14 protein-coding genes are annotated in these 21,858 nt (G+C 62.8%); 12 read left to right on the forward strand and 2 right to left on the reverse strand.

What is annotated here, in order from left to right:
* The first annotated feature begins 19 nt into the window (after positions 1–19).
* The 11 genes from nuoC to nuoN all read left to right on the forward strand — a co-directional run bounded on the left by nuoC (position 20) and on the right by nuoN (position 14,040).
* Positions 20–1,789, forward strand: a complete 1,770-nt coding sequence (gene nuoC / locus AB5Y68_RS15415) for an NADH-quinone oxidoreductase subunit C/D (protein ID WP_197970325.1) — start codon at positions 20–22, stop codon at positions 1,787–1,789.
* A 72-nt stretch (positions 1,790–1,861) separates the two neighbouring features.
* A complete protein-coding gene (gene nuoE, locus AB5Y68_RS15420; protein WP_010675030.1) occupies positions 1,862–2,401 on the forward strand; it encodes an NADH-quinone oxidoreductase subunit NuoE in 540 nt (179 codons plus the stop codon).
* Positions 2,398–3,783 carry an NADH-quinone oxidoreductase subunit NuoF gene (nuoF, locus tag AB5Y68_RS15425; RefSeq protein ID WP_039038712.1) on the forward strand — a complete coding sequence of 462 codons (1,386 nt, stop codon included), beginning with the start codon at positions 2,398–2,400 and terminating at the stop codon, positions 3,781–3,783. Before nuoE ends, nuoF begins: the two co-directional genes overlap by 4 nt.
* A gap of 57 nt (positions 3,784–3,840) precedes the next feature.
* The gene (gene nuoG, locus AB5Y68_RS15430; RefSeq protein ID WP_039038713.1) at positions 3,841–6,570 is read left to right on the forward strand and encodes an NADH-quinone oxidoreductase subunit NuoG; all 2,730 of its coding nucleotides are present in this window, start codon (positions 3,841–3,843) and stop codon (positions 6,568–6,570) included.
* Positions 6,567–7,532, forward strand: a complete 966-nt coding sequence (gene nuoH / locus AB5Y68_RS15435) for an NADH-quinone oxidoreductase subunit NuoH (RefSeq protein ID WP_010675033.1) — start codon at positions 6,567–6,569, stop codon at positions 7,530–7,532. Before nuoG ends, nuoH begins: the two co-directional genes overlap by 4 nt.
* A gap of 90 nt (positions 7,533–7,622) precedes the next feature.
* Positions 7,623–8,165, forward strand: a complete 543-nt coding sequence (nuoI, locus tag AB5Y68_RS15440) for an NADH-quinone oxidoreductase subunit NuoI (protein WP_010675034.1) — start codon at positions 7,623–7,625, stop codon at positions 8,163–8,165.
* Positions 8,166–8,174: 9 nt separating this feature from the next.
* Entirely contained in the window at positions 8,175–8,714 is a 540-nt protein-coding gene (gene nuoJ / locus AB5Y68_RS15445; protein WP_010675035.1) for an NADH-quinone oxidoreductase subunit J, read from the forward strand.
* Between the two features lie 79 nt (positions 8,715–8,793).
* Positions 8,794–9,102 carry an NADH-quinone oxidoreductase subunit NuoK gene (gene nuoK, locus AB5Y68_RS15450; RefSeq protein WP_010675036.1) on the forward strand — a complete coding sequence of 103 codons (309 nt, stop codon included), beginning with the start codon at positions 8,794–8,796 and terminating at the stop codon, positions 9,100–9,102.
* The gene (nuoL, locus tag AB5Y68_RS15455) at positions 9,099–10,946 is read left to right on the forward strand and encodes an NADH-quinone oxidoreductase subunit L (protein WP_039038714.1); all 1,848 of its coding nucleotides are present in this window, start codon (positions 9,099–9,101) and stop codon (positions 10,944–10,946) included. The genes nuoK and nuoL overlap by 4 nt, the downstream gene beginning before the upstream one ends.
* A gap of 69 nt (positions 10,947–11,015) precedes the next feature.
* The gene (gene nuoM, locus AB5Y68_RS15460) at positions 11,016–12,533 is read left to right on the forward strand and encodes an NADH-quinone oxidoreductase subunit M (RefSeq protein WP_039038814.1); all 1,518 of its coding nucleotides are present in this window, start codon (positions 11,016–11,018) and stop codon (positions 12,531–12,533) included.
* Positions 12,534–12,576: 43 nt separating this feature from the next.
* Entirely contained in the window at positions 12,577–14,040 is a 1,464-nt protein-coding gene (gene nuoN, locus AB5Y68_RS15465; RefSeq protein WP_039038715.1) for an NADH-quinone oxidoreductase subunit NuoN, read from the forward strand.
* 497 nt (positions 14,041–14,537) lie between these two features.
* On the opposite strand, the gene AB5Y68_RS15470 is transcribed toward nuoN, so the two are convergent.
* Positions 14,538–15,725 (reverse strand): hypothetical protein, encoded by a 1,188-nt coding sequence (locus AB5Y68_RS15470; RefSeq protein WP_200886002.1) that lies wholly within the window; start codon positions 15,723–15,725, stop codon positions 14,538–14,540.
* Positions 15,726–16,106: 381 nt separating this feature from the next.
* A complete protein-coding gene (gene purL, locus AB5Y68_RS15475; RefSeq protein WP_039038717.1) occupies positions 16,107–20,000 on the reverse strand; it encodes a phosphoribosylformylglycinamidine synthase in 3,894 nt (1,297 codons plus the stop codon).
* A gap of 149 nt (positions 20,001–20,149) precedes the next feature.
* On the opposite strand from purL, the gene mltF reads away from it, so the two are divergent.
* Positions 20,150–21,643 (forward strand): membrane-bound lytic murein transglycosylase MltF, encoded by a 1,494-nt coding sequence (mltF, locus tag AB5Y68_RS15480; protein WP_029314683.1) that lies wholly within the window; start codon positions 20,150–20,152, stop codon positions 21,641–21,643.
* Positions 21,644–21,858: the final 215 nt, after the last annotated feature.

A 21,858-nucleotide genomic window follows, 5' to 3' on the forward strand; every position in this document is an offset into this window, starting at 1 on the left:
ATTCCCAAGCAATTACACCATGGCCCAGTGGCAAACCGCCGATCACGCCGATGCCCAGGTGGTCGGCGAGCTGTTCGCCCACTTCGGTGCCGAGCGCTTCACCGTGCAGAGCACCCGTACCGGCGTGCCGGTCATCTGGCTCTCCCGGGATCTGCTGCTAGACGTGATGGGCTTCTTGCAAAAGCTGCCCTCCCCCTTCGTGATGCTGTTCGATCTCAGCGCCACCGACGAACGGATGCGCAGCCATCGCCACGGCCTGCCACAGAGCGACTTTACCGTCTTCTATCACCTCATCTCCATCGACCGTAACGCCGACGTGATGCTGAAGGTGGCGCTCAAGGAGAGCGATCTCCATCTGCCCACCGTCAGCCGCCACTTCCCCAACGCCAACTGGTACGAGCGGGAAGTGTGGGATTTGATGGGGATCACCTTCGATGGCCACCCCCATCTGACCCGCATCATGATGCCCAAGAGCTGGCAAGGGCACCCCCTGCGCAAGGACTACCCGGCGCGCGCCACCGAGTTTGATCCCTTCATGCTCGATGCGGTCAAGCAGGATCAGGAGCAGGACAACCTGCTGTTCAAGCCGGAAGAGTGGGGCATGGCCCGCGGCAACGAGAACGAGGACTACATGTTCCTGAACCTCGGGCCGAACCACCCCTCCGCCCACGGCGCCTTCCGCCTGGTGCTGCAACTCGACGGGGAAGAGATCCGCGACTGCGTGCCCGACATCGGCTATCACCACCGCGGCGCCGAGAAGATGGGCGAGCGCCAGTCCTGGCACAGCTACATCCCCTACACCGACCGGGTCGAATACCTGGGCGGCGTGATGAACAACCTGCCCTATGTGCTGGCGGTCGAGAAACTGGCCGGCATCAAGGTGCCGGCGCGGGTCGACATGATCCGGGTGATGATGGCGGAGCTGTTCCGCATCCAGAGCCACCTGCTGTTCCTTGGCACCTACATTCAGGACGTGGGGGCCATGACCCCGGTCTTCTTCACCTTCACGGACCGCCAGAAGATCTACACCATCATCGAGGCCATCACCGGAGCCCGCATGCACCCGGCTTGGTTCCGTATCGGCGGCGTGGCCCACGATCTGCCTGCCGGCTGGACCCGCCTCATCCAGGACAACCTGTTGAGCTGGCTGCCCAAGCGGTTGATGGAGTATGAAAAGGCGGCCATGCGCAACAGCATACTGCGGGGCCGCACCATCGGCGTCGCCGCCTACAACACGGCCCAGGCCCTGGCCTGGGGCACCACGGGGGGCGGTCTGCGGGCCACGGGGCTCAACTTTGACGTGCGCAAATGGCGCCCCTATTCCGGTTACGATCAGTTCGAGTTCGAGGTACCGGTGGGCAGCAACGGGGACGCCTACGACCGCGCCACCGTGCGCATCGAGGAGATCCGCCAGAGCCTGTCCATTATCGAGCAGTGCATGAAAAACATGCCTGAGGGTCCCTTCAAGGCGGATCACCCGCTCACCACGCCACCGCCCAAAGAGCGCACCCTGCAGGACATCGAAACCCTGATCACCCACTTCCTGCAAGTCTCCTGGGGGCCTGTCATGCCGGCCGCCGAGTCCTTCCAGATGATAGAGGCGACCAAGGGGGTCAATAGCTATTACCTGACCAGCGACGGATCCACCATGAGCTACCGGACCCGGATCCGCACCCCGAGCTTTGCTCACCTGCAGCAGATCCCCTCGGTGATCCGCGGCCAGATGGTGTCGGATCTTATCGTCTACCTGGGCAGTATCGATTTCGTTATGTCAGATGTGGATCGTTGAGTCCTCTCGCCCCGGCAGCCGGGGCGAAGGGCAAGACGCGCAGTAAAGGGACAAGCCACAAAAGGTCAAGTCATGAGCCAATGTCAGTGTCACAATAACCAGACCCCACAAGGGCAAGGGGCATGCAGCAGCCAGCAGGGAGATTTCGTCCTGAGCCAGGCTGAGCGCGATGCCATCGAACACGAGAAACACCACTACGAAGATCCCCGTGCAGCCAGCATCGAAGCGCTCAAGATAGTGCAACAGGCCCGTGGCTGGGTGCCTGACGGCGCCATTCACGCCATCGGCGCCGAGCTCGGCATCCCCGCCAGCGACGTGGAAGGGGTCGCCACCTTCTACAGCCAGATCTTCCGCCAGCCGGTGGGTCGTCACATCATCCGCGTCTGCGACAGCATGGTCTGCTACATCAACGGCCACGAGCAGTTGCTTGCCGGTCTGAAAGAGGTCGTCAATCTGGCCCCCGGTCAGACTTCCCCGGATGGCCGCTTCACCCTGTTGCCCGTCTGCTGCCTCGGCAACTGCGACAAGGGGCCGGCCATCATGATCGATGACGATACCTATGGCGGACTCGATGCCGTCAGCCTGCTGAAAACCCTGGAGGCTTACCCATGAGCATTCAGCCAGGCAAGGCGCTTGCCTCCCTCGGCACCGCCAATCGCATCCCCCGCACCGCCGAGACTCACCCTCTCACCTGGCGCCTGCGGGACGACGGCCAGCCGGTGTGGCTCGAGGAGTACCAGGCAAAACAGGGCTATGAGGCCGCCCGCAAGGCGCTTGGCCAGATGAGCCCGGATGACATCGTCAGCACCGTCAAGGATGCCGGCCTCAAGGGACGCGGCGGCGCCGGTTTCTCCACTGGCGTGAAGTGGGGCCTGATGCCCAAAGACGAGAGCATGAACATCCGTTACCTGCTCTGCAACGCCGACGAGATGGAACCCAATACCTACAAAGACCGCATGCTGATGGAGCAGCTGCCTCACCTGCTGATCGAGGGGATGATCATCAGTGCCCGGGCTCTCAAGGCCTATCGCGGCTACATCTTCCTGCGCGGCGAGTACGTGGATGCCGCCATCCACCTGCGCCGCGCCGTGGAAGAGGCCAAGGCCGCGGGGTTCCTTGGCAAGAACATCCTGGGCTCGGGCTTTGACTTCGAGCTGTTCGTCCACACCGGCGCAGGTCGCTACATCTGCGGCGAAGAGACGGCCCTCATCAACTCCCTGGAAGGACGGCGCGCCAACCCGCGGGCCAAACCCCCCTTCCCCGCCGTCTCCGGCGTCTGGGGCAAGCCCACCTGCGTCAACAACGTCGAAACCCTGTGCAACGTCCCCGCCATCATCGGCAACGGTGTGGCCTGGTATCAGGGGCTGGCACTGCCGGGTTCGGAAGATCACGGCACCAAGCTGATGGGCTTTTCCGGCAAGGTCAACAATCCCGGCCTGTGGGAGCTGCCCTTTGGCATCACCGCCCGCGAGCTGTTCGAGGAGTACGCAGGCGGCATGAAGCCCGGCTATCGCCTGAAAACCTGGCAACCGGGCGGCGCCGGCACCGGCTTCCTGCTGCCCGAGCACCTGGATGCCCAGATGTATGCAGGCGGCATCGGCAAGGTGGGCACCCGCATGGGTACGGGCCTTGCCATGGCGGTGGATGACAGCATCAACATGGTCTCCCTGCTGCGCAACATGGAGGAGTTCTTTGCCCGCGAATCCTGCGGCTGGTGCACCCCCTGCCGCGACGGCCTGCCCTGGAGCGTCAAGATCCTGCGGGCGCTGGAGCGGGGCGAGGGCCAACCCGAGGATCTCGCGACCCTGGAACAGCTGGTCAGTTTCCTGGGCCCGGGCAAGACCTTCTGTGCCCATGCCCCCGGCGCCGTCGAGCCCCTTGGCAGTGCGATGAAGTATTTCCGGTCCGAGTTCGAGGCCGGGGTCAAGGCCCCCCATGACAATCACAAGTTGTTCAAGGGTATCCAGCCCAACCTGCTGGGCGAGCGCTGGTAAGCGCCAGGACGCATCGGGCAATAGCCGATTTCATAAAACAGGTTTCAGGGAAGTTGTATGGCAACCATTCATGTAGACGGTAAAGAGTACGAGGTAGACGGGGCAGACAACCTGCTGCAAGCCTGTCTGTCGCTGGGTCTGGACGTCCCCTATTTTTGCTGGCACCCGGCGCTGGGTAGCGTCGGTGCCTGCCGCCAGTGCGCGGTCAAACAGTATCAGAATGCCGACGACAAGCGCGGCCGCCTGGTCATGTCCTGCATGACCCCCTCCACCGATGGCACCTATATCTCCATCGAGGATGAAGAGGCGAAGGAGTTTCGCAAGACGGTGGTGGAGTGGCAGATGACCAACCATCCCCACGACTGCCCGGTGTGTGAAGAGGGTGGCGCCTGCCACCTGCAGGACATGACGGTGATGACGGGCCACAACAGCCGCCGCTACCGTTTCACCAAGCGCACCCACCAGAATCAGGATCTGGGCCCCTTCATCAACCACGAGATGAACCGCTGCATCGCCTGCTACCGCTGCGTGCGCTATTACAAGGATTACGCCGGTGGCGAGGATCTCGGGGTCTATGGCGCCCATGACAACGTCTACTTCGGCCGGGTCGAGGATGGCACCCTGGAGAGCGAATTCTCCGGCAACTTGGTGGAGGTCTGTCCCACCGGCGTCTTCACCGACAAGACCCACTCCGAGCGTTACAACCGCAAGTGGGACATGCAGTTCGCCCCCAGCATCTGCCAGGGGTGCTCGGTCGGCTGCAACATCAGCCCGGGTGAGCGCTACGGCGAGCTGCGCCGCATCGAGAACCGTTTCCACGGCGCCCTGAACCACTATTTCCTCTGCGATCGCGGCCGCTTCGGCTACGGTCACGTCAATCTGACCGACCGCCCGCGCCAGCCCCTGCTGCAGGATGGCAGTGACAAGCTGGCCATCACGGTGGATGGTGCCCTGAACCGGGCCGCGGATGCGCTGCGCACCGCCAGCGGCGTCATCGGCATCGGCTCACCCCGCGCCTCCTTGGAGAGCAACTTCGCCCTGCGCGAACTGGTGGGGGCCGCCAACTTCTACTCCGGGGTCGAGCAGAGCGAATGGGAATGCCTGCAGAAGATGCTGGACATTCTGGAGCACGGCGGCGTGCGCACTCCCAGCCTGCGCGACATGGAAGAGGCCGACGCCGTGCTGGTGCTCGGGGAAGACGTCACCCAGACCGCCGCCCGCATCGCCCTGGCCCTGCGCCAGGCGGTGAAAGGCAAGGGGCGCGAAATTGCCCGCAAGCTGAAGGTGGATCTCTGGCAGGTCGCCGCCGTGCAGACCCTGGCCCAGAACCAGCGCTACCCCTTGCTCATCACCAGTCTGGATGCCACCCGCCTGGATGACGTGGCGAGCAGCACCCTGCACGCCCCCCACGCGGATCAGGCGCGCCTCGGGTTTGCCATCGCCCACCTGCTGGATGCCAGTGCACCGGCACCAACGGATCTCTCCCCCGAACAGCAGGCCCTCGCCGCCCAATGGGCCGACCTGCTTGGCAACGCCAAAAAGCCCCTCATCATCGCAGGCAATGGTGCCCGCAGCCAGGCGCTGATCGAAGCGGCCAGCAACATCGCCCGCGCCCTCAAGGGCCGTGGCCAGGCCGCGGAGCTTGCCCTGGTGGCTCAGGAAGCCAACAGCCTGGGGCTGGCCATGCTGGCCCGGCATGCCGCCCCGCTGGAGGCAGCCCTCGAGCGCATGGAAGGGGAAGAGAGACTTGCCTTGGTCGTTCTTGAGAACGACCTCTACCGCCGAGCCCCCCGCAGCCGGGTGGACGCCGCCCTGGATCGCCTGCAACACCTGCTGGTCATCGACCATCAGGAGACGGCCACCGCAAAGAAGGCGGATTTGGTGCTGCCTGCCGCCAGTTTTGCCGAAGGCGATGGCACCCTGGTCAACATGGAAGGCCGCGCCCAGCGCTTCTTCCAGGTCTATGCTCCCGCCTTCTACAACGCCGATATCCAGGTGCGCGAGAGCTGGCGCTGGCTGGATGCCCTGCAAGGGAGCCAGCAACCGCGTTCGGTTCGCTGGAACACCTTCGACGATGTGAGTCGCGATTGCGCCGCCAGCGCCCCGCTGCTCACCACCATGGGGGAAGCTGCACCCAACGCCGGCCTGCGCATTCGCGGCATGAAGCTCGCCCGGGAGCCGCACCGCTACAGTGGTCGCACCTCCATGCTGGCGAACCAGAACGTGAGCGAGCCCAGAGTCGCCCAGGATCCCGATTCACCGTTCGCCTTCTCCATGGAAGGCTACGCCGGTGCCCGCCAGCCCCTCTCCCAGGTACCGTTTGCCTGGGCGCCGGGCTGGAACTCCCCCTCCGCCTGGAACAAGTTCCAGGACGAGGTGGGTGGCAACCTGCGTGCCGGGGATCCCGGTCGCCGCCTGCTGGAGCCGGGCGAAGGCAACCTGGGCTGGTTTGGCGCCATCCCGGCCCCCTTCCAGCCCGCCGCATCCCTGCAGGTGGTGAGCTATGACCAGCTGTTCGGTGGCGAGGAGCTCTCCGCCAGAAGCCCGGTCATCCAGGCTCGCATGGGTGAACCCACCCTGGTACTGAACCCGGCGGATGCCGCGCGCCTGGCACTGTCCCCTGACGCACTGGTGGCCTTCTCCTGGGGTGGCAACCACTGGCGCCTGCGTCTGCGCCTGAGCGATGCGCTGGCTCCGGGCCTGGCAGGGTTGCCACTCGGGGTGAACGGCCTGCCGACCGCCCTGCACCACGCCCTGATCGATAACCTGCAGGAGGTCATCGCATGAGCGACTCTCTGATGGATCTGCTGATCGAGGTCGGCAAGGCACTGGTCGTGCTCGTGGGGATCGTGGGGGCCGGCGCCTTCATGAGCTTCATCGAGCGCCGCCTGCTGGCACTGTGGCAGGACCGTTACGGCCCCAACCGGGTTGGCCCCTTCGGCCTGCTGCAACTGGCGGCCGACATGGTCAAGATGTTCTTCAAGGAGGACTGGATCCCGCCCTTTGCGGATCGCCGGATCTTCGTGCTGGCCCCCATCATCGCCTTCACCGCCTTCATCCTGGCGTTTGCGGTGGTGCCCATCACCCCCACCTGGGGCGTGGCGGATCTCAACGTGGGGCTGCTCTATATCCTGGCGATCGCCGGGCTGGCGGTCTATGCCGTGCTGTTCGCCGGCTGGTCGAGCAACAACAAGTACTCCCTGCTCGGCAGCCTGCGCGCCTCGGCCCAGACCCTCTCCTACGAGGTGTTCCTTGGCCTCTCGCTCATGGGCATCGTCATCCAGACCGGCAGCTTCAACCTGCGTGACATCGTCGAGGCCCAGGCCGGCATGTGGAACGTGATCCCCCAGATCCTGGGCTTCGTCACCTTCCTGTTTGCCGGGGTCGCCGTCACCCACCGCCACCCGTTTGACCAGCCGGAGGCCGAGCAGGAGCTCGCCGACGGCTATCACATCGAGTACGCGGGCATGAAGTGGGGTCTCTTCTTCGTGGGCGAGTACATCGGCATCGTGCTGATCTCTTCCCTCATCGTGACCCTCTTCTTCGGTGGCTGGCACGGCCCCTGGCTGCCGCCCTTCATCTGGTTCGCCCTGAAGACCGCCTGTTTCATGGTGTTCTTCATCCTGCTGCGGGCCTCCCTGCCCCGCCCGCGCTTCGACCAGGTGATGTCCTTTGGCTGGAAAGTGTGCCTGCCCCTGACCCTGCTCAACATGCTGGTCACCGCTGCCGTGGTGCTGATGAATGCGTGAGCAAAACGAGATGGACATGACGATGATTCGGCCGTCTGCGGCAAGGAAACGCCCAGACGCCAGTGCTGATAAATGTGCAGTGAGGCACCTATGAAAATTACGAGCATTATCAAGGGTGTTGGCACCCAGTTGCGCAGTCTTGGGATGGTCTTCTCCCATGCCTGGCGCCCCCGTGAAACCCTGAGCTACCCGGAGCAGCCGGTCTACGCCGCCCCCCGTTTTCGCGGTCGCATCGTACTGACCCGGGATCCTGACGGCGACGAGCGCTGCGTGGCTTGCAACCTGTGTGCGGTCGCCTGCCCGGTCGGTTGCATCTCCTTACAGAAGTCGGAGCGGGAAGATGGCCGCTGGTACCCGGAGTTCTTTCGCATCAACTTCTCCCGCTGCATTTTCTGCGGCCTGTGCGAGGAGGCCTGCCCCACCACCGCCATCCAGCTGACGCCGGATTTCGAGATGGGGGAGTATCGTCGCCAGGATCTGGTGTACGAGAAGGAAGATCTGCTGATAAGCGGCCCCGGCAAATACCCGGACTACAACTTCTACCGCATGAGCGGGATGGCCATCGACGGCAAACCCAAAGGGGATGCCGAGAACGAAGCCAAGCCCATCGATGTCAAGAGCCTGCTGCCCTAGGAGTCAATCATGGAACTGGCATTCTATGCCGCGGCCCTGGTCGCCGTTTACAGCACGCTGCGGGTGATCAGCACCAGCAACCCCATGCATGCGCTGCTCAATCTCATCATCTCCCTCATCGCCGTGGCCATGATCTTTTTCTGCCTGGGCGCCGCCTTTGCGGGGGCCCTGCAGGTGATCGTCTACGCCGGCGCCATCATGGTGCTGTTCGTGTTCGTGGTGATGATGCTGAACCTGGGGAGCGCCCAGGATCAGGAGAAGAAGTGGCTCACCCCCATGACCTGGGGTGGCCCGGCCCTGCTCTCCCTCATTTTGCTGGGCTTTCTGGCCCACGGCATTCTCGGCGTGACCGGCGGTGAACTGGGTCTGACCGAGGTCAGCGCCAAGGAAGTCGGTATCGCCCTGTTCGGCCCCTATGTGCTGGCGGTGGAGCTCGCCTCCATCCTGCTGCTGGCGGGTCTGGTCACCGCCTATCACCTGGGCCGCGAGGACAAGAGCGGGGAAGTGCTCTCCGTGCCTCGCACCACACAGGAAGGAGGTCAGCAATGAGCGACATCCCCGTGGTGAGGCATGGCCTGCTGCCGGCAGCCCGCCCCCTTTCCATCCAGCAAGCACAAGGAGCATGGCGATGAGTGGAATTCCCATGGAGCACGGCCTCCTGCTGGCGGCCATTTTGTTTGCCATCGGCCTGTGCGGCCTGCTGATACGCCGCAACCTGTTGTTTATCCTCATGAGTATCGAAATCATGATGAACGCGTCCGCCCTGGCATTCGTGGTGGCGGGTAGCCGCTGGGCCCAGGCCGACGGCCAGATCATGTACATACTGGTGATTTCTCTGGCGGCAGCGGAGGCCAGTATCGGCCTCGCCCTGTTACTGCTGCTCTATCGTCGTTACCACACCCTGAACGTGGACACTGTGAGCGAGATGCGCGGATGAGCCTCCTATATCTGACTTTCCTGTTCCCGCTGCTGGGATGGCTGCTGCTGGCCTTCTCCCTCGGCCGCCTCGGCGAGCGCACCTCGGCGCTCATCGGTGTCGGCAGCATCGGTCTCTCGGCCCTCACTACCCTGTGGGTCGGCATCGATTTTCTCAATACCATGCCGGAAGGCGGCGTCTATACCCAGACCCTGTGGCAGTGGATGACGGTGGGCGAGTTCCAGCCCGCCTTCCGTCTCTCCCTGGATGGGCTGTCGCTGACCATGCTGGGGGTCGTGACCGGGGTGGGCTTCTTCATCCACCTGTTCGCCTCCTGGTACATGCGCGGGGAAGAGGGGTATTCGCGCTTCTTCACCTACACCAACCTCTTCATCGCCAGCATGCTGTTCCTGGTGCTGGCCGATGACCTGCTGTTCGTCTATCTGGGCTGGGAAGGGGTGGGGCTGTGCAGCTACCTGCTGATCGGCTTCTACTACAAGGATCGCAACAACGGCGCCGCCGCCCTCAAGGCGTTCGTGGTGACCCGGGTCGGCGACGTCTTCCTCGCCATCGGGCTCTTCGTGCTCTATCGCGAGCTCGGCACCCTCAACATTCACGAGCTGCTGGTGCGCGCCCCCGCGATGTTCGCCGACGGCTCCCCTGCCCTGTCGTTTGCCTGCCTGATGCTGCTCGGCGGCGCGGTCGGCAAGTCAGCCCAGCTGCCGCTGCAGACCTGGCTGGCGGACGCCATGGCGGGTCCGACCCCGGTTTCGGCGCTGATCCACGCGGCCACCATGGTGACTGCCGGCGTCTACCTGATAGCCCGCACCCACGGCCTCTTCCTGCTGGCCCCGGAGATCCTCCATCTGGTGGCCCTGGTCGGTGCCATCACGCTAGTGCTGGCAGGCTTTGCGGCGCTGGTGCAGACCGACATCAAGCGGATCCTGGCTTACTCCACCATGAGCCAGATAGGCTACATGTTCCTGGCCCTGGGGGTCGGCGCCTGGGAAGGGGCCATCTTCCACTTGATGACCCACGCCTTCTTCAAGGCGCTCTTGTTCCTCTCCGCCGGGGCCGTCATCGTTGCGACCCACCACGAGCAGAACATCTTCAAGATGGGGGGCCTGCGCAAATCGCTGCCGCTGGTCTACGCCTGCTTCCTGGTGGGGGGCTCGGCGCTCGCCGCGCTGCCGCTGGTGACCGCCGGTTTCTACAGTAAGGACGCCATCCTCTGGCAGGTGCAGGCCAGCGGCCAGAGCGCCCTGCTGTGGGCCGGTCTGGGGGGGGCTTTCCTGACCTCCCTCTACACCTTCCGCCTCATCTTCATCGCCTTCCACGGCAAGGCGCAGACCGAGGCGCACAAAGGTCACGGCCTTGCCCACCATCTGCCACTGCTGGTGCTGCTGGTGCTCTCCACCGGCGTCGGCGCCCTCATCGTGCCGCCGCTCGCCGGAGTACTGCCGGCAGGCCCCGGTGATCACATCGAAGAGGGACGCCATGGCCTCGAGATCCTCTCCGGCGTCATCGCCGTGGCAGGCATTGCGCTGGCCGCCTTCCTCTTCCTCGGCGAACGTCGCCTGGCGAAGGGGATCGCACAGAGTGCACCGGGGCGGGCTCTGTCCACCCTCTGGTTCAATGCCTGGGGCTTTGACTGGCTTTATGACCTGATTTGGGTCAAGCCCTACCTGCTGGCGACTCGCCTGCTCGGCAAGGATCCGCTGGACAGGATGATGAACCTGCCCGCCGTGCTGGCCCAGGGGGGGCATCAGCTGCTGGCCTGGACCGTCTCCGGCAAGTTGCGCTGGTACGCAGCCTCCATGGGGATGGGCGCCGCCCTGATCCTGGCCCTGCTGCTGCTCGGCTGATCCATGAGCCCAATATTGTGTGGCAGGCTCAGCGCCTGCCCGACTAGAACCTAGATGAGAGCTGATATCGTGACCTTACTCTGGATCTTGCTAATTCCCTTCATCGGCGGCTTGCTCTGCTGGCAGATGGAGCGGCTCGGCGGACAGTTTGTCCGCTGGGTGGCCCTCGCCTCCATGAGCGCCTGTCTGGTGCTCTCCAGCGCCATCTGGCTCGGTGGTGACTTCACCCTCGCCAACCCCGGCCTCCCCGTCTGGGCAGCCGAGTGGCAACAACCCTGGATCCCCCGCTTCGGCATCTCCCTGCACCTCGCCGTGGACGGGCTGTCGCTCCTGATGGTGATCCTCACCAGCTTCATCGGCGTGCTGGCCATCCTCTGTTCCTGGAAGGAGATCGTCCAGCGCATCGGCTTCTTCCACCTCAACCTGCTGTGGATCCTGGGGGGCGTGCTCGGCGTCTTCATGGCGGTGGATCTGTTCCTCTTCTTCTTCTTCTGGGAGATGATGCTGGTGCCGATGTACTTCCTGATCGCGCTCTGGGGCCACTCGGTCACCGATGGCAAGTCGCGCATCAACGCCGCCACCAAGTTCTTCATCTACACCCAGGCGAGCGGCCTCATCATGCTGGTGGCCATCCTGGGCCTGGTACTGACCCACCACGCCGCCACCGGTGCCTTCACCTTCAACTATCAGGAACTGCTCAACACCCCCATGAGCAGCACGGTACAGTGGCTGCTGATGCTGGGCTTCTTCATCGCCTTCGCGGTCAAGATGCCCCTGGTGCCGCTCCATGGCTGGCTCCCTGATGCCCACAGCCAGGCGCCCACCGCGGGTTCTGTGGATCTCGCGGGCATCTTGCTGAAAACCGCGGCCTACGGCCTGCTGCGCTTCACTCTGCCGCTCTTCCCCGAGGCGTCCGCCGAGTTTGCCCCCTACGCCATGGTGCTCGGCCTCATCGGCATCGTCTATGGCGCCCTGCTGGCCTTTGCCCAGACCGACATCAAGCGGCTGGTTGCCTACACCAGCATCTCCCACATGGGCTTCGTGATGATCGCCATTTACTCCGGCAGCGAGCTCGCCCTGCAAGGGGCAGTGGTACAGATGATTGCCCACGGGCTCTCGGCCGCCGGCCTCTTCATCCTGTGCGGTCAGCTCTACGAGCGCCTGCACACCCGGGATCTGCGCCAGATGGGCGGTCTCTGGGGACGGCTGCGCTACCTGCCCGGCGTGATGCTGTTCTTCTCCGTCGCATCCCTCGGGATGCCAGGGACCGGCAACTTCGTCGGCGAGTTCCTGATCCTCATCGGCAGCTTCCAGGTGGCCCCCGTCATCACCGTCATCGCCACCTTCGGGCTGGTGCTGGCCTCGGTCTACTCCCTCATCATGCTGCAACGGGCCTGCTTCGGGACGCCCCGGGAGGAGAGCATGCTCAAGGGGCTGGATACCCGGGAACTGACCATGATGCTGACCATCGCCGGCCTCTTGGTGCTGCTCGGTCTCTATCCCCAGCCGGTGCTCGACACCGCCAGCAGCAGCCTCCTGAGCGTGCTGCACTGGTACGCGCTGCCGGGCACGGGGGCGCTGCAATGATGCTTTCTCTTTCGCCTTCCTTGTCCATGTCGGGAGCACTGTCATGACGTTTACTGTTTCTCAACTGCTGGCCCTGCTGCCCCTGTTGCTGACCACGGGGGCCATGGTGGCCCTGATGCTGGCCATCGCCTGGAAGCGCTGTGACGACACCGCCTTCGTGGTCACCATCATCGGCCTCAACCTCGCGCTCTTCTCCCTGCCCATCGTGATGGCCCAGGGGGATCAGGGGGTCACTCCCCTGCTGCAAGTGGACGCTTACGCGGTCTTCTACATGGGGCTGGTGCTCATCGGGGCCCTGGCCACCTGTACCTTCGGTCGCACCTGGCTCAAGGGCTATCCGGACAACCGGGAAGAGTTCTACCTGCTGCTGCTCATCGCCACCGCAGGTGGTCTGGTGCTGGCGGCCTCCCGTCACCTCGCCTCGCTCTTCATCGGGATCGAGATGCTGACCCTGCCCATGTTCGGTCTGGTGGGGTATGCCTATCGCGAGCGGCACTCGCTGGAAGCCAGCATCAAGTACATGGTGCTCTCCGCCAGTGCCACCGCCTTCCTGCTGTTCGGCATGGCACTGCTCTACGCCCAGGCCGGAAGCCTGAGCTTCAGCGATCTCGGTGTGACCCTGGCCCAGAGCCCGGCTCACCATCCGCTGCTGATGGGGGGCTTTGGCCTGATGCTGGTCGGTTTTGCGTTCAAGCTGTCCCTCGCCCCCTTCCACCTCTGGACCCCGGACGTCTATGAAGGGGCGCCGGCACCGGTGGCCACCTTCCTCGCCACCGTGAGCAAGATAGCCGTGTTCTGCGTGCTGCTGCGCTTCTACCTGGCGGTACCCGCCACCTCGGATCCCATGATCCACTGGCTGCTGGCGGCCATGGCAGTCATCTCCATCGTGGTCGGCAACCTCCTGGCGCTGATCCAGACCAACATCAAGCGGATGATGGGTTACTCCTCCATCTCCCACTTCGGCTATCTGCTGGCAGTGGTGGTGGCAAGCCGCCTCGGCGAGATGCCGGTGGAAGCGGCGGGTGTCTACCTGCTGATGTACCTGTTCACCAGCCTGGGGGCCTTCGGCGTCATCAGCATGATGTCCAGCCCCTATCGCGGCAAGGATGCGGACTCCCTGCACAGTTATCGCGGTCTGTTCTGGAAGCGCCCCTATCTGACGGCGGTGATGACGGTGATGATGCTCTCCCTCGCGGGTATCCCCATGACGCTGGGGTTCATCGGCAAGTTCTACCTCATCGGCGTCACCGTCGATGCCAAGCTGTGGTGGCTCAGTGGCGCCATCGTGCTCGGCAGTGCCCTGGGGCTCTACTACTACCTGCGGGTCATGGTCACCCTCTACCTGCGTGAACCCGGCATGCAACTGCGCGATGCCAGGGCCGACTGGGCCTTCTCCTCCGGGGGCCTGGTGGTGCTGCTCTCCGCCATTCTGGTGGTATTGCTCGGCATCTACCCCCAGCCCGTCATCAGCCTGGTGCAGGGCTTCCAGCACGTGGTGCTGCGCTAGCCTCAGGTTCAGCTCACACAGCAAAACCGGCCTCCATGGCCGGTTTTTTTATCTCCCGGGGTGCCGCTCCTTGTGGCATTCCGGTTCAGGATGCCAACCCCCTCCCCTCTCTACGCTGCTCTAACCGCTGCGTATCTGCAACCGGCCATCGACTCACAGGATTGAAGAACGCCTCAGAACGCCTCACTCGCCCTATGAAAAGACCGGCCACTGGGGCCTAAGCTGGTCAATCAAGGGGACTCACGTGGCGCAAGTGCTAAATAGGTTGCACCCTCCCCTTGTTCACTCCATGGGCATGAAGTGGCAATACAGGGTGACAACCCCTGTTTTGTGGAGCAGGAAGAGCATCTGCTCGGGAGGAGTGAGGCCAGAGAGTGAACCAAGCTGAACGGCATGGCTGGCGTGAAGGGGGGGCAAGAGCCTGAGCAATAAATATAAAAACCCGACACCCAAGCAACGGGGACGGGTTTTTATTTCTTCGAGAACGTCTTTTTTAATTAATAGTTGAAATCAGCGCAACTGCCACGGATCGTTTCTTTGGCAGACTCAACCGCTTCACGCGCCTGTACCACCTCGGCTGTTTTTTTGGGGCAACTGGCTTCCAGCAAGTTTGCATAGAACTCATAAAGTTTCGCCGCTGCTTTTGCATTGTCACAAATCCCTCGCCCCTCGTTGATAGTGGCAGAGTGTTTGTCCATCTCGATCCCCAAAGCATGGTCATCACAAGCCACTTTCGGCGCTTTGTACTTACCGATGCCATGACCGCCAGCAGCAGAAGTATTATTTCCATCATTCACTGATGGCTGCGCCGGAACACTCGAAGTAGAACGTGAAATGGGAGCAACATTCTGATCAGATGCGGCAATGACGGCTGTTAGGCCAGTGACGAGCGCGTTAGTCGTATCTTTCTGACCAGAAGCAGCCGTAATGGCGGTTAGTCCAGTGACAAGTTCATCAGTGACACCTGGCGTGTTAGCTTCTACGGCTGCCCGTTCATCACGCCACCGTTGTTTCTCGGCCCTGCGTTCATCGTCGACTTCCTGATTGATCCGTGCAATCTCGGCCTTAGCAATCGCATCATGGCGACGTTGCTCCTCAATGCCGCGCTTGTGTTGGGCAACCATCTCCGCGGAAGAGGTGTTAGCAAAACTTTTCTGTTCGTCGCTAATCGTGGCAAAATATGCGTCGTGAACAACCTTGCAATCGTCGATCGCCAGGCATTCTGCCTCGGTAAGTGGCAGCTCAAATCTATCATCTGAGCCGAGCCCCCTGAATGAGCTGATAAATTGCTTTGTATATTGAGCGTAGTCTTTTCCCTCAACAAAGTTCTTGCCATCATGAGTAATCAACTTAGACAACGTGATGAAATAGGGGCGTGGCTTTCCTGGTTTGAAAACTGAAAATTCTCTCCGCTTGAATTTCCCCATGCTGACGTCGAGATAACCCGGCCCTATCATATGCCCATCTTGGCAAGACCCAGACCATGCAGTGTATTTGTGTTCAATCGGGGGGATGCTCGTCTCTATGGAATAGACATATATAATAGCTTCAAACTCACATCCATTGACCTCGATACTTTTTTGCTTTGAGCTGAAATACGGATCACCCGATAGCCCGGAACAGGCAACTAGTGAGCACATACATAAAGCAAGAAGTGCGATTGGCATTATTTTCATTGCGCGCATATTAAGGTCCTGTGCTCGGGTTAATGGACATATCTGCCAGCGTTCTCCTTAACAATACATTGAAAAACAGTCTATTAAGGATCGTCAAAGATACTGTGCTCGTGATGAAGAGTAGCGCGTCGCAGCTCATTGTTCATCCCTATAAATGCACAAAACCTTAAGTGGCGATTCCATTTAAAGCTCCTTCCAAGGTCCTGTTATGTATCGATTTTCCCTGTGTAATTCGGAAGGGATACTTTACCAAGTAATTGGAGCCCCTTATTCCTGTCAGTGCTCTATGGGCCACAGTTCTTCGACGCTTTCAGCATCGACAACTCACTCGCCCATAAAAAAACCGGCCACGGGGGCCGGTTCTGATTCGGAGCTCAAGTACGCGCGGGATTAACCCAGGCGAACCCGAGCATTGCGGAACATGCGCATCCAGGCGCCATCCTCGCCCCAGTTGTCCGGGTGCCAGGAGTTGGCCACGGTGCGGAACACCCGCTCCGGGTGCGGCATCATGATGGTGGCGCGACCGTCCGCACTGGTCACCGCGGTGATACCGTCAGGGGAACCGTTGGGGTTGGCCGGGTATTGCACGGTGACGTTGCCGCGGTTGTCCACGAAACGCAGCCCCACCAGACCGCTCTGTTGCAGCGCAGCCAGGTGAGCGGCATCGCGCACTTCCACTCGCCCTTCCCCGTGGGAGACGGCAATCGGCATCACGGAACCCGCCATCCCGGCGAAGAAGGCGGACGGGGAGTCCTGCACTTCCACCAGGCTGAAGCGCGCCTCGAAGCGCTCGGAGCGGTTGCGCACGAAGCGCGGCCAGAGATCCGCCCCCGGGATGAGGTCGCGCAGGTTGGACATCATCTGGCAACCGTTGCACACCCCCAGGGAGAGGGTATCGCCGCGCTCGAAGAAGCGCTGGAACTGCTCACGGGCGTTGTCGTTGAACAGGATGGACTTGGCCCAGCCTTCCCCCGCCCCCAGCACGTCGCCGTAGGAGAAGCCGCCACAGGCCACCAGGGTCTGGAACTCCTCAAGCTTGATGCGCCCCTCGAGGATGTCGCTCATATGCACGTCCACCGCAGTAAAACCGGCGCGATCGAAGGCGGCCGCCATCTCCACGTGGGAGTTGACCCCCTGCTCGCGCAGCACCGCCAGACGGGGAGAAACCCCGCGAGCGATATAGGGCGCGGCCACGTCGTCGGACGGGTTATAGGTGAGCCTGGCCTGCAGACCCGGATCGGTGGCGTCCTGGCGGGCGGCATGCTCCTGATCGGCGCACTCCGGGTTGTCCCGCAGGCGCTGCATCTGCCAGCTGGTCTCGCCCCAGATGGTGCGAAGGGCGGTGCGGCTGGCGCGATAAACCTCGCTGCCGGCACGCTGGAACAGGATGAGGTCGTCTTCGCGCACCGTGCCCAGCACATGGGAGCAGGCTGCCAGACCGTGACCGGCCAGCAGGGTCAGCACCGCTTCCTTGTCTTCGCGACGAACCTGGATGACGGCACCCAGCTCCTCGTTGAACAGGGCCGGCAGCAGGTCGCCACCCACGCGATCGAGCTGGATGTCGAGGCCGCAGTGACCGGCAAACGCCATCTCGGTCAGGGTGACGAAGAGGCCGCCGTCGGAGCGGTCGTGGTAGGCAATCAGCTTGCGATCCGCCACCAGCGCCTGGATGGCGTTGAAGAAGCCCTTGAGCTGGACCGGGTTGTCCAGATCCGGAGCGCTTTGCCCAAGCTGGCGATAGACCTGGGCCAGGGCCGAGGCGCCGAGGCGCTGCTTGCCGTTGCCAAGGTCGATGAGGATAAGGTCGGTCTCACCGAGATCGGTGCGCAGTTGCGGGGTCACGGTATTGCGCACGTCCTCGACCCGGGCAAAGGCGGAGATGAGCAGGGAGAGCGGCGAGGTCACGCTGCGCTCTTCCCCGTCCTGCTGCCAGCGGGTCTTCATGGACATGGAGTCCTTGCCCACCGGGATGGTGATGCCAAGGGCCGGGCAGAGCTCTTCGCCCACCGCTTTCACGGCTTCGTAGAGACCCGCATCTTCCCCCGGGTGGCCGGCGGCGGACATCCAGTTGGCGGAGAGCTTGACCCGCTTGAGAGAGCCGATATTGGCCGGTGCCAGGTTGGTCAAGGCCTCGGCCACCGCCATGCGGGCGGAGGCGGCATGAGAGAGCAGCGCCACCGGGGTGCGCTCGCCCATGGACATGGCTTCACCGTGGTAGCTGTCGTAGGTCGCGGCGGTGACGGCGCAGTCAGCCACCGGGATCTGCCAGGGGCCGACCATCTGGTCGCGGTTGACGAGGCCTGTTACGGTGCGATCGCCGATGGTGATGAGGAAGGACTTCTCCGCCACGGTCGGCAGGCGCAGCACGCGCTCTGCGGCGTCGCTGAGGGTGATGCCGTCCAGTTGCAGCGCCTTGCCCTGGGCGGGCAGGCTCTGCACGTCGCGGTGCATCTTGGGCGCCTTGCCAAGCAGCACGTCCAGCGGCAGATCGATGGGCTGGTTGTCAAAGTGATCATCAGAGAGAGTGAGATGCTTCTCTTCGGTGGCGGTGCCGATGACGGCATAGGGGGCGCGTTCGCGCTCGCACAGGGCCTTGAACAGAGGCAGCTTGTCCTGGGCCACGGCCAGCACATAGCGCTCCTGGGATTCGTTGCACCAGACTTCCAGCGGGCTCATGCCCGGCTCGTCGTTCGGAATGGCACGCAGGTCGAAGCGACCACCGCGATCCCCGTCGCTCACCAGCTCCGGCATGGCGTTGGAGAGACCACCGGCACCCACGTCGTGGATGAAAACGATGGGGTTGTCGTCCCCCAGTTGCCAGCAGCGGTCGATCACTTCCTGGCAGCGACGCTCCATCTCGGGGTTGTCACGCTGCACGGAGGCGAAGTCGAGATCTTCGGCAGACTGACCGGACGCCATGGAGGAGGCTGCGCCGCCACCCAGGCCGATGTTCATGGCCGGACCACCCAGCACGATGAGGGCCGCCCCCACCGGGATCTCCCCTTTCTGGACGTGCTCGCTGCGAATGTTGCCGATGCCACCCGCCAGCATGATGGGCTTGTGGTAGCCGCGCACCTCGACGCCGTTGTGGCTCGGCACCTGCTCTTCGAAGGTACGGAAGTAACCCAGGATGGCAGGGCGACCGAATTCGTTGTTGAAGGCGGCGCCGCCAAGGGGCCCTTCCTGCATGATGTCAAAGGCGCTGACGATGCGGCTCGGCTTGCCGAAGTCCTGCTCCCAGGGCTGCTCGAAACCGGGGATGCGCAGGTTCGAGACGGAGAAGCCCACCAGGCCCGCCTTGGGTTTGGCGCCACGGCCTGTCGCACCCTCGTCGCGGATTTCGCCGCCGGAGCCGGTGGCGGCACCCGGGAAGGGAGAGATGGCGGTCGGGTGGTTGTGGGTCTCCACCTTCATCAGGATGTCGACGCGCTCCTGGTGATACTGGTACTCACCGTTGGCGGGGCTCGGGAAGAAGCGGCCACCCTGGCTGCCTTCCATCACCGCGGCGTTGTCTTTGTAGGCAGACAGGACATGATCCGGCGTCTGCTCGAAGGTGTTCTTGATCATCTTGAACAGCGACTTGGGCTGCTGCTCGCCGTCGATGGTCCAGTCGGCGTTGAAGATCTTGTGACGGCAGTGCTCGGAGTTCGCCTGGGCAAACATGTAGAGCTCGATGTCGTTGGGATTGCGACCCAGCCGGGTGAAGTTGGTCACCAGGTAATCTATTTCGTCATCGGCCAGGGCCAGACCCAGGGTCACGTTGGCCTCTTCCAGGGCGGCGCGACCACCACCCAGCACATCTACCTGGGTAAAGGGGCGCGGCTCGTGGTGAGCAAACAGGGCCGCGGCCTCGTTCATCTCGGCAAAGACCACTTCCATCATGCGATCGTGCAGCAGGGCCGCGATCTCGCTACGCTGGGCCACGCTCAGCTCACCCTTGGCCTGCACGTAATAGGCAATGCCGCGCTCCAGCCGCTTGACCTGTTTCAGGCCGCAGTTGTGGGCGATGTCGGTTGCTTTGGAAGACCAGGGGGAGATAGTGCCGGGGCGGGGGGTAACGAGGAACAGCTGACCGCTGGGGGTGTGTTCCGGGATGGTCGGGCCGTAGCGCAGAAGCTGGCCCAAGGTCGCTCGCTCGGGGGGCGACAGCGGGCTCGTCAGCTCGGCAAAATGCACGTATTCCGCATAGACGCTTGCTATCTCTACTCCTCTCTGTGCGCAGCTCTGCAGCAGCTTGTGGACACGAAACTCAGACAGTGCTGGGGCACCACGCAAGATTTCCATATACCTTTCTCACCAAGTTTTAGAGTGTGGGGGGATTTGAGACGCGCGTATTATAGGGATCAGGCCCATCCTGAACAAACGTTTTTCTCATCTCGCGCGGTGTGACTCCCTTCATACTCTCTGGTATAAAGGTGCCTCTTTTTTGACAAATGCCGATTTTTTCAACAAGGGTACTCACCTACTTGCGCTGCATTTTTCGACTGTTCATCGGGATGATGTTGACGCTGGCCCTGGCCGGTTGCGACTTCTACCACCCCTCCAGCCAGCTGGAGCAGATCCGCCAGCGAGGCGAGATCCGGGTTGGCACCCTCTATGGCCCCACTTCCTATTACCAGCGTGACGACACCGCTCTGGGGTTCGACTACGAGCTGGCGCAGCTTTACGCCGACTGGCTGGGGGTCAAGCTGACCATAGTACCGGCCTACAGCACCGCCGAGCTGGTCGAGCAACTGCAAAAGGGCAAGCTGGATCTCGCCGCCGCTGCCATCGTCGTGACCCCGGAGCGGCGCAAGCTGTTCCGCTTCGGCCCAGGCTTCTACCAGGTCTCCCCCAAGCTGGTCTATCGCAACGGCTCCCCCAGGCCCAAGAACCTTGGTGACATCAAAGGCAGCATAGTGGTGCCGGCGGGCTCCACCGGCGAGGACCTGATGAAGGAGCTGGCCAAGCAGTACCCCAACCTGAAGTGGAGCACCAATCGGGATGCGGACGTGGAGGAGCTGCTCAAGCAGGTGGCCGACGGCAAGGTGGACTACACGGTGGTGCAGGACACCATACTGGCCCGTACCCAGCGCTACTACCCCGAACTCACCGAAGGCTTGACCCTCGCCAGCAAGCAGACCGTGGCCTGGGCCATGACCAAGCTGCCCGACGACAGCCTCTACGCCAGCATCATCGACTTCTTCGGTCAGCGCTTCATGGATGGCGCCATCGCCAAGCTCGACGAGAAGTACTTCGGCCACGTACAGAACTTCGACTTCGTCGACACCCGTACCTTCCTGCAACGGGCCAAGAGCCTGCTGCCCAAGTACCAGGCGCTGTTCCAGACCCACGCCAAGGATATCGACTGGCGGCTGCTGGCCGCCATCAGCTACCAGGAATCCCACTGGGATCCCCAGGCACGGTCCTACACCGGGGTGCGTGGCATGATGATGCTCACCGGCCCGACCGCCAAGGCGATGGGGGTAAACGATCGCACCCACCCGGAAGAGAGCATCAAGGGGGGCGCCCGCTACCTGCAGGAGATGATGGCGAAGGTGCCCGACTCGGTCCCGGCGGACGAGAAAGTGTGGTTTGCCCTCACCGCCTACAACATCGGCTACGGCCACATGATGGATGCCCGCCGCCTGACCAAGGAGCTGGGCAAGAACCCGGACGCCTGGAGCGACGTGAAAGAGGTGCTGCCCCTGTTGCAGCAGTCACGCTGGCATCGCAAGGTACGCTATGGCTATGCCCGTGGCGGCGAGGCGCGCAACTATGTCAACAACGTGCGCCAGTACTACCAGAGCCTGCTCTGGCTCGACAACGAACAGCAGAAGGCCCATCGTCGCGAAGAGCTGGACGAGGACGACAGCAGCGAGCCGGACGTGCCGGCGCAGCGTCCGGCCATCATCGCCGAAGTGGTCAAACAGATCATCACCCCCTAGCCTCGCCGGGGGTGTGTTTTCCTGCCCTGTTCTCTGTTACCATCCTTGGGTATACGAGGGGCGCTGGAGCGAACTTATTGCAATGTATTCATTGCGTTGCAGTTCCTGCCAAGGGCCCTTTCGGCCCCACGCAAGACCAGGGAGGAGAACAGGATGCGAGCACGCAGAAGAGCCATGTTGGCCCGAAAAACCAAATGTGCCTGGAGCCCGAGACG

Origin of the sequence: Aeromonas sp. R6-1 (assembly GCF_040908165.1) — a bacterium.
Lineage (GTDB): Bacteria > Pseudomonadota > Gammaproteobacteria > Enterobacterales > Aeromonadaceae > Aeromonas > Aeromonas caviae.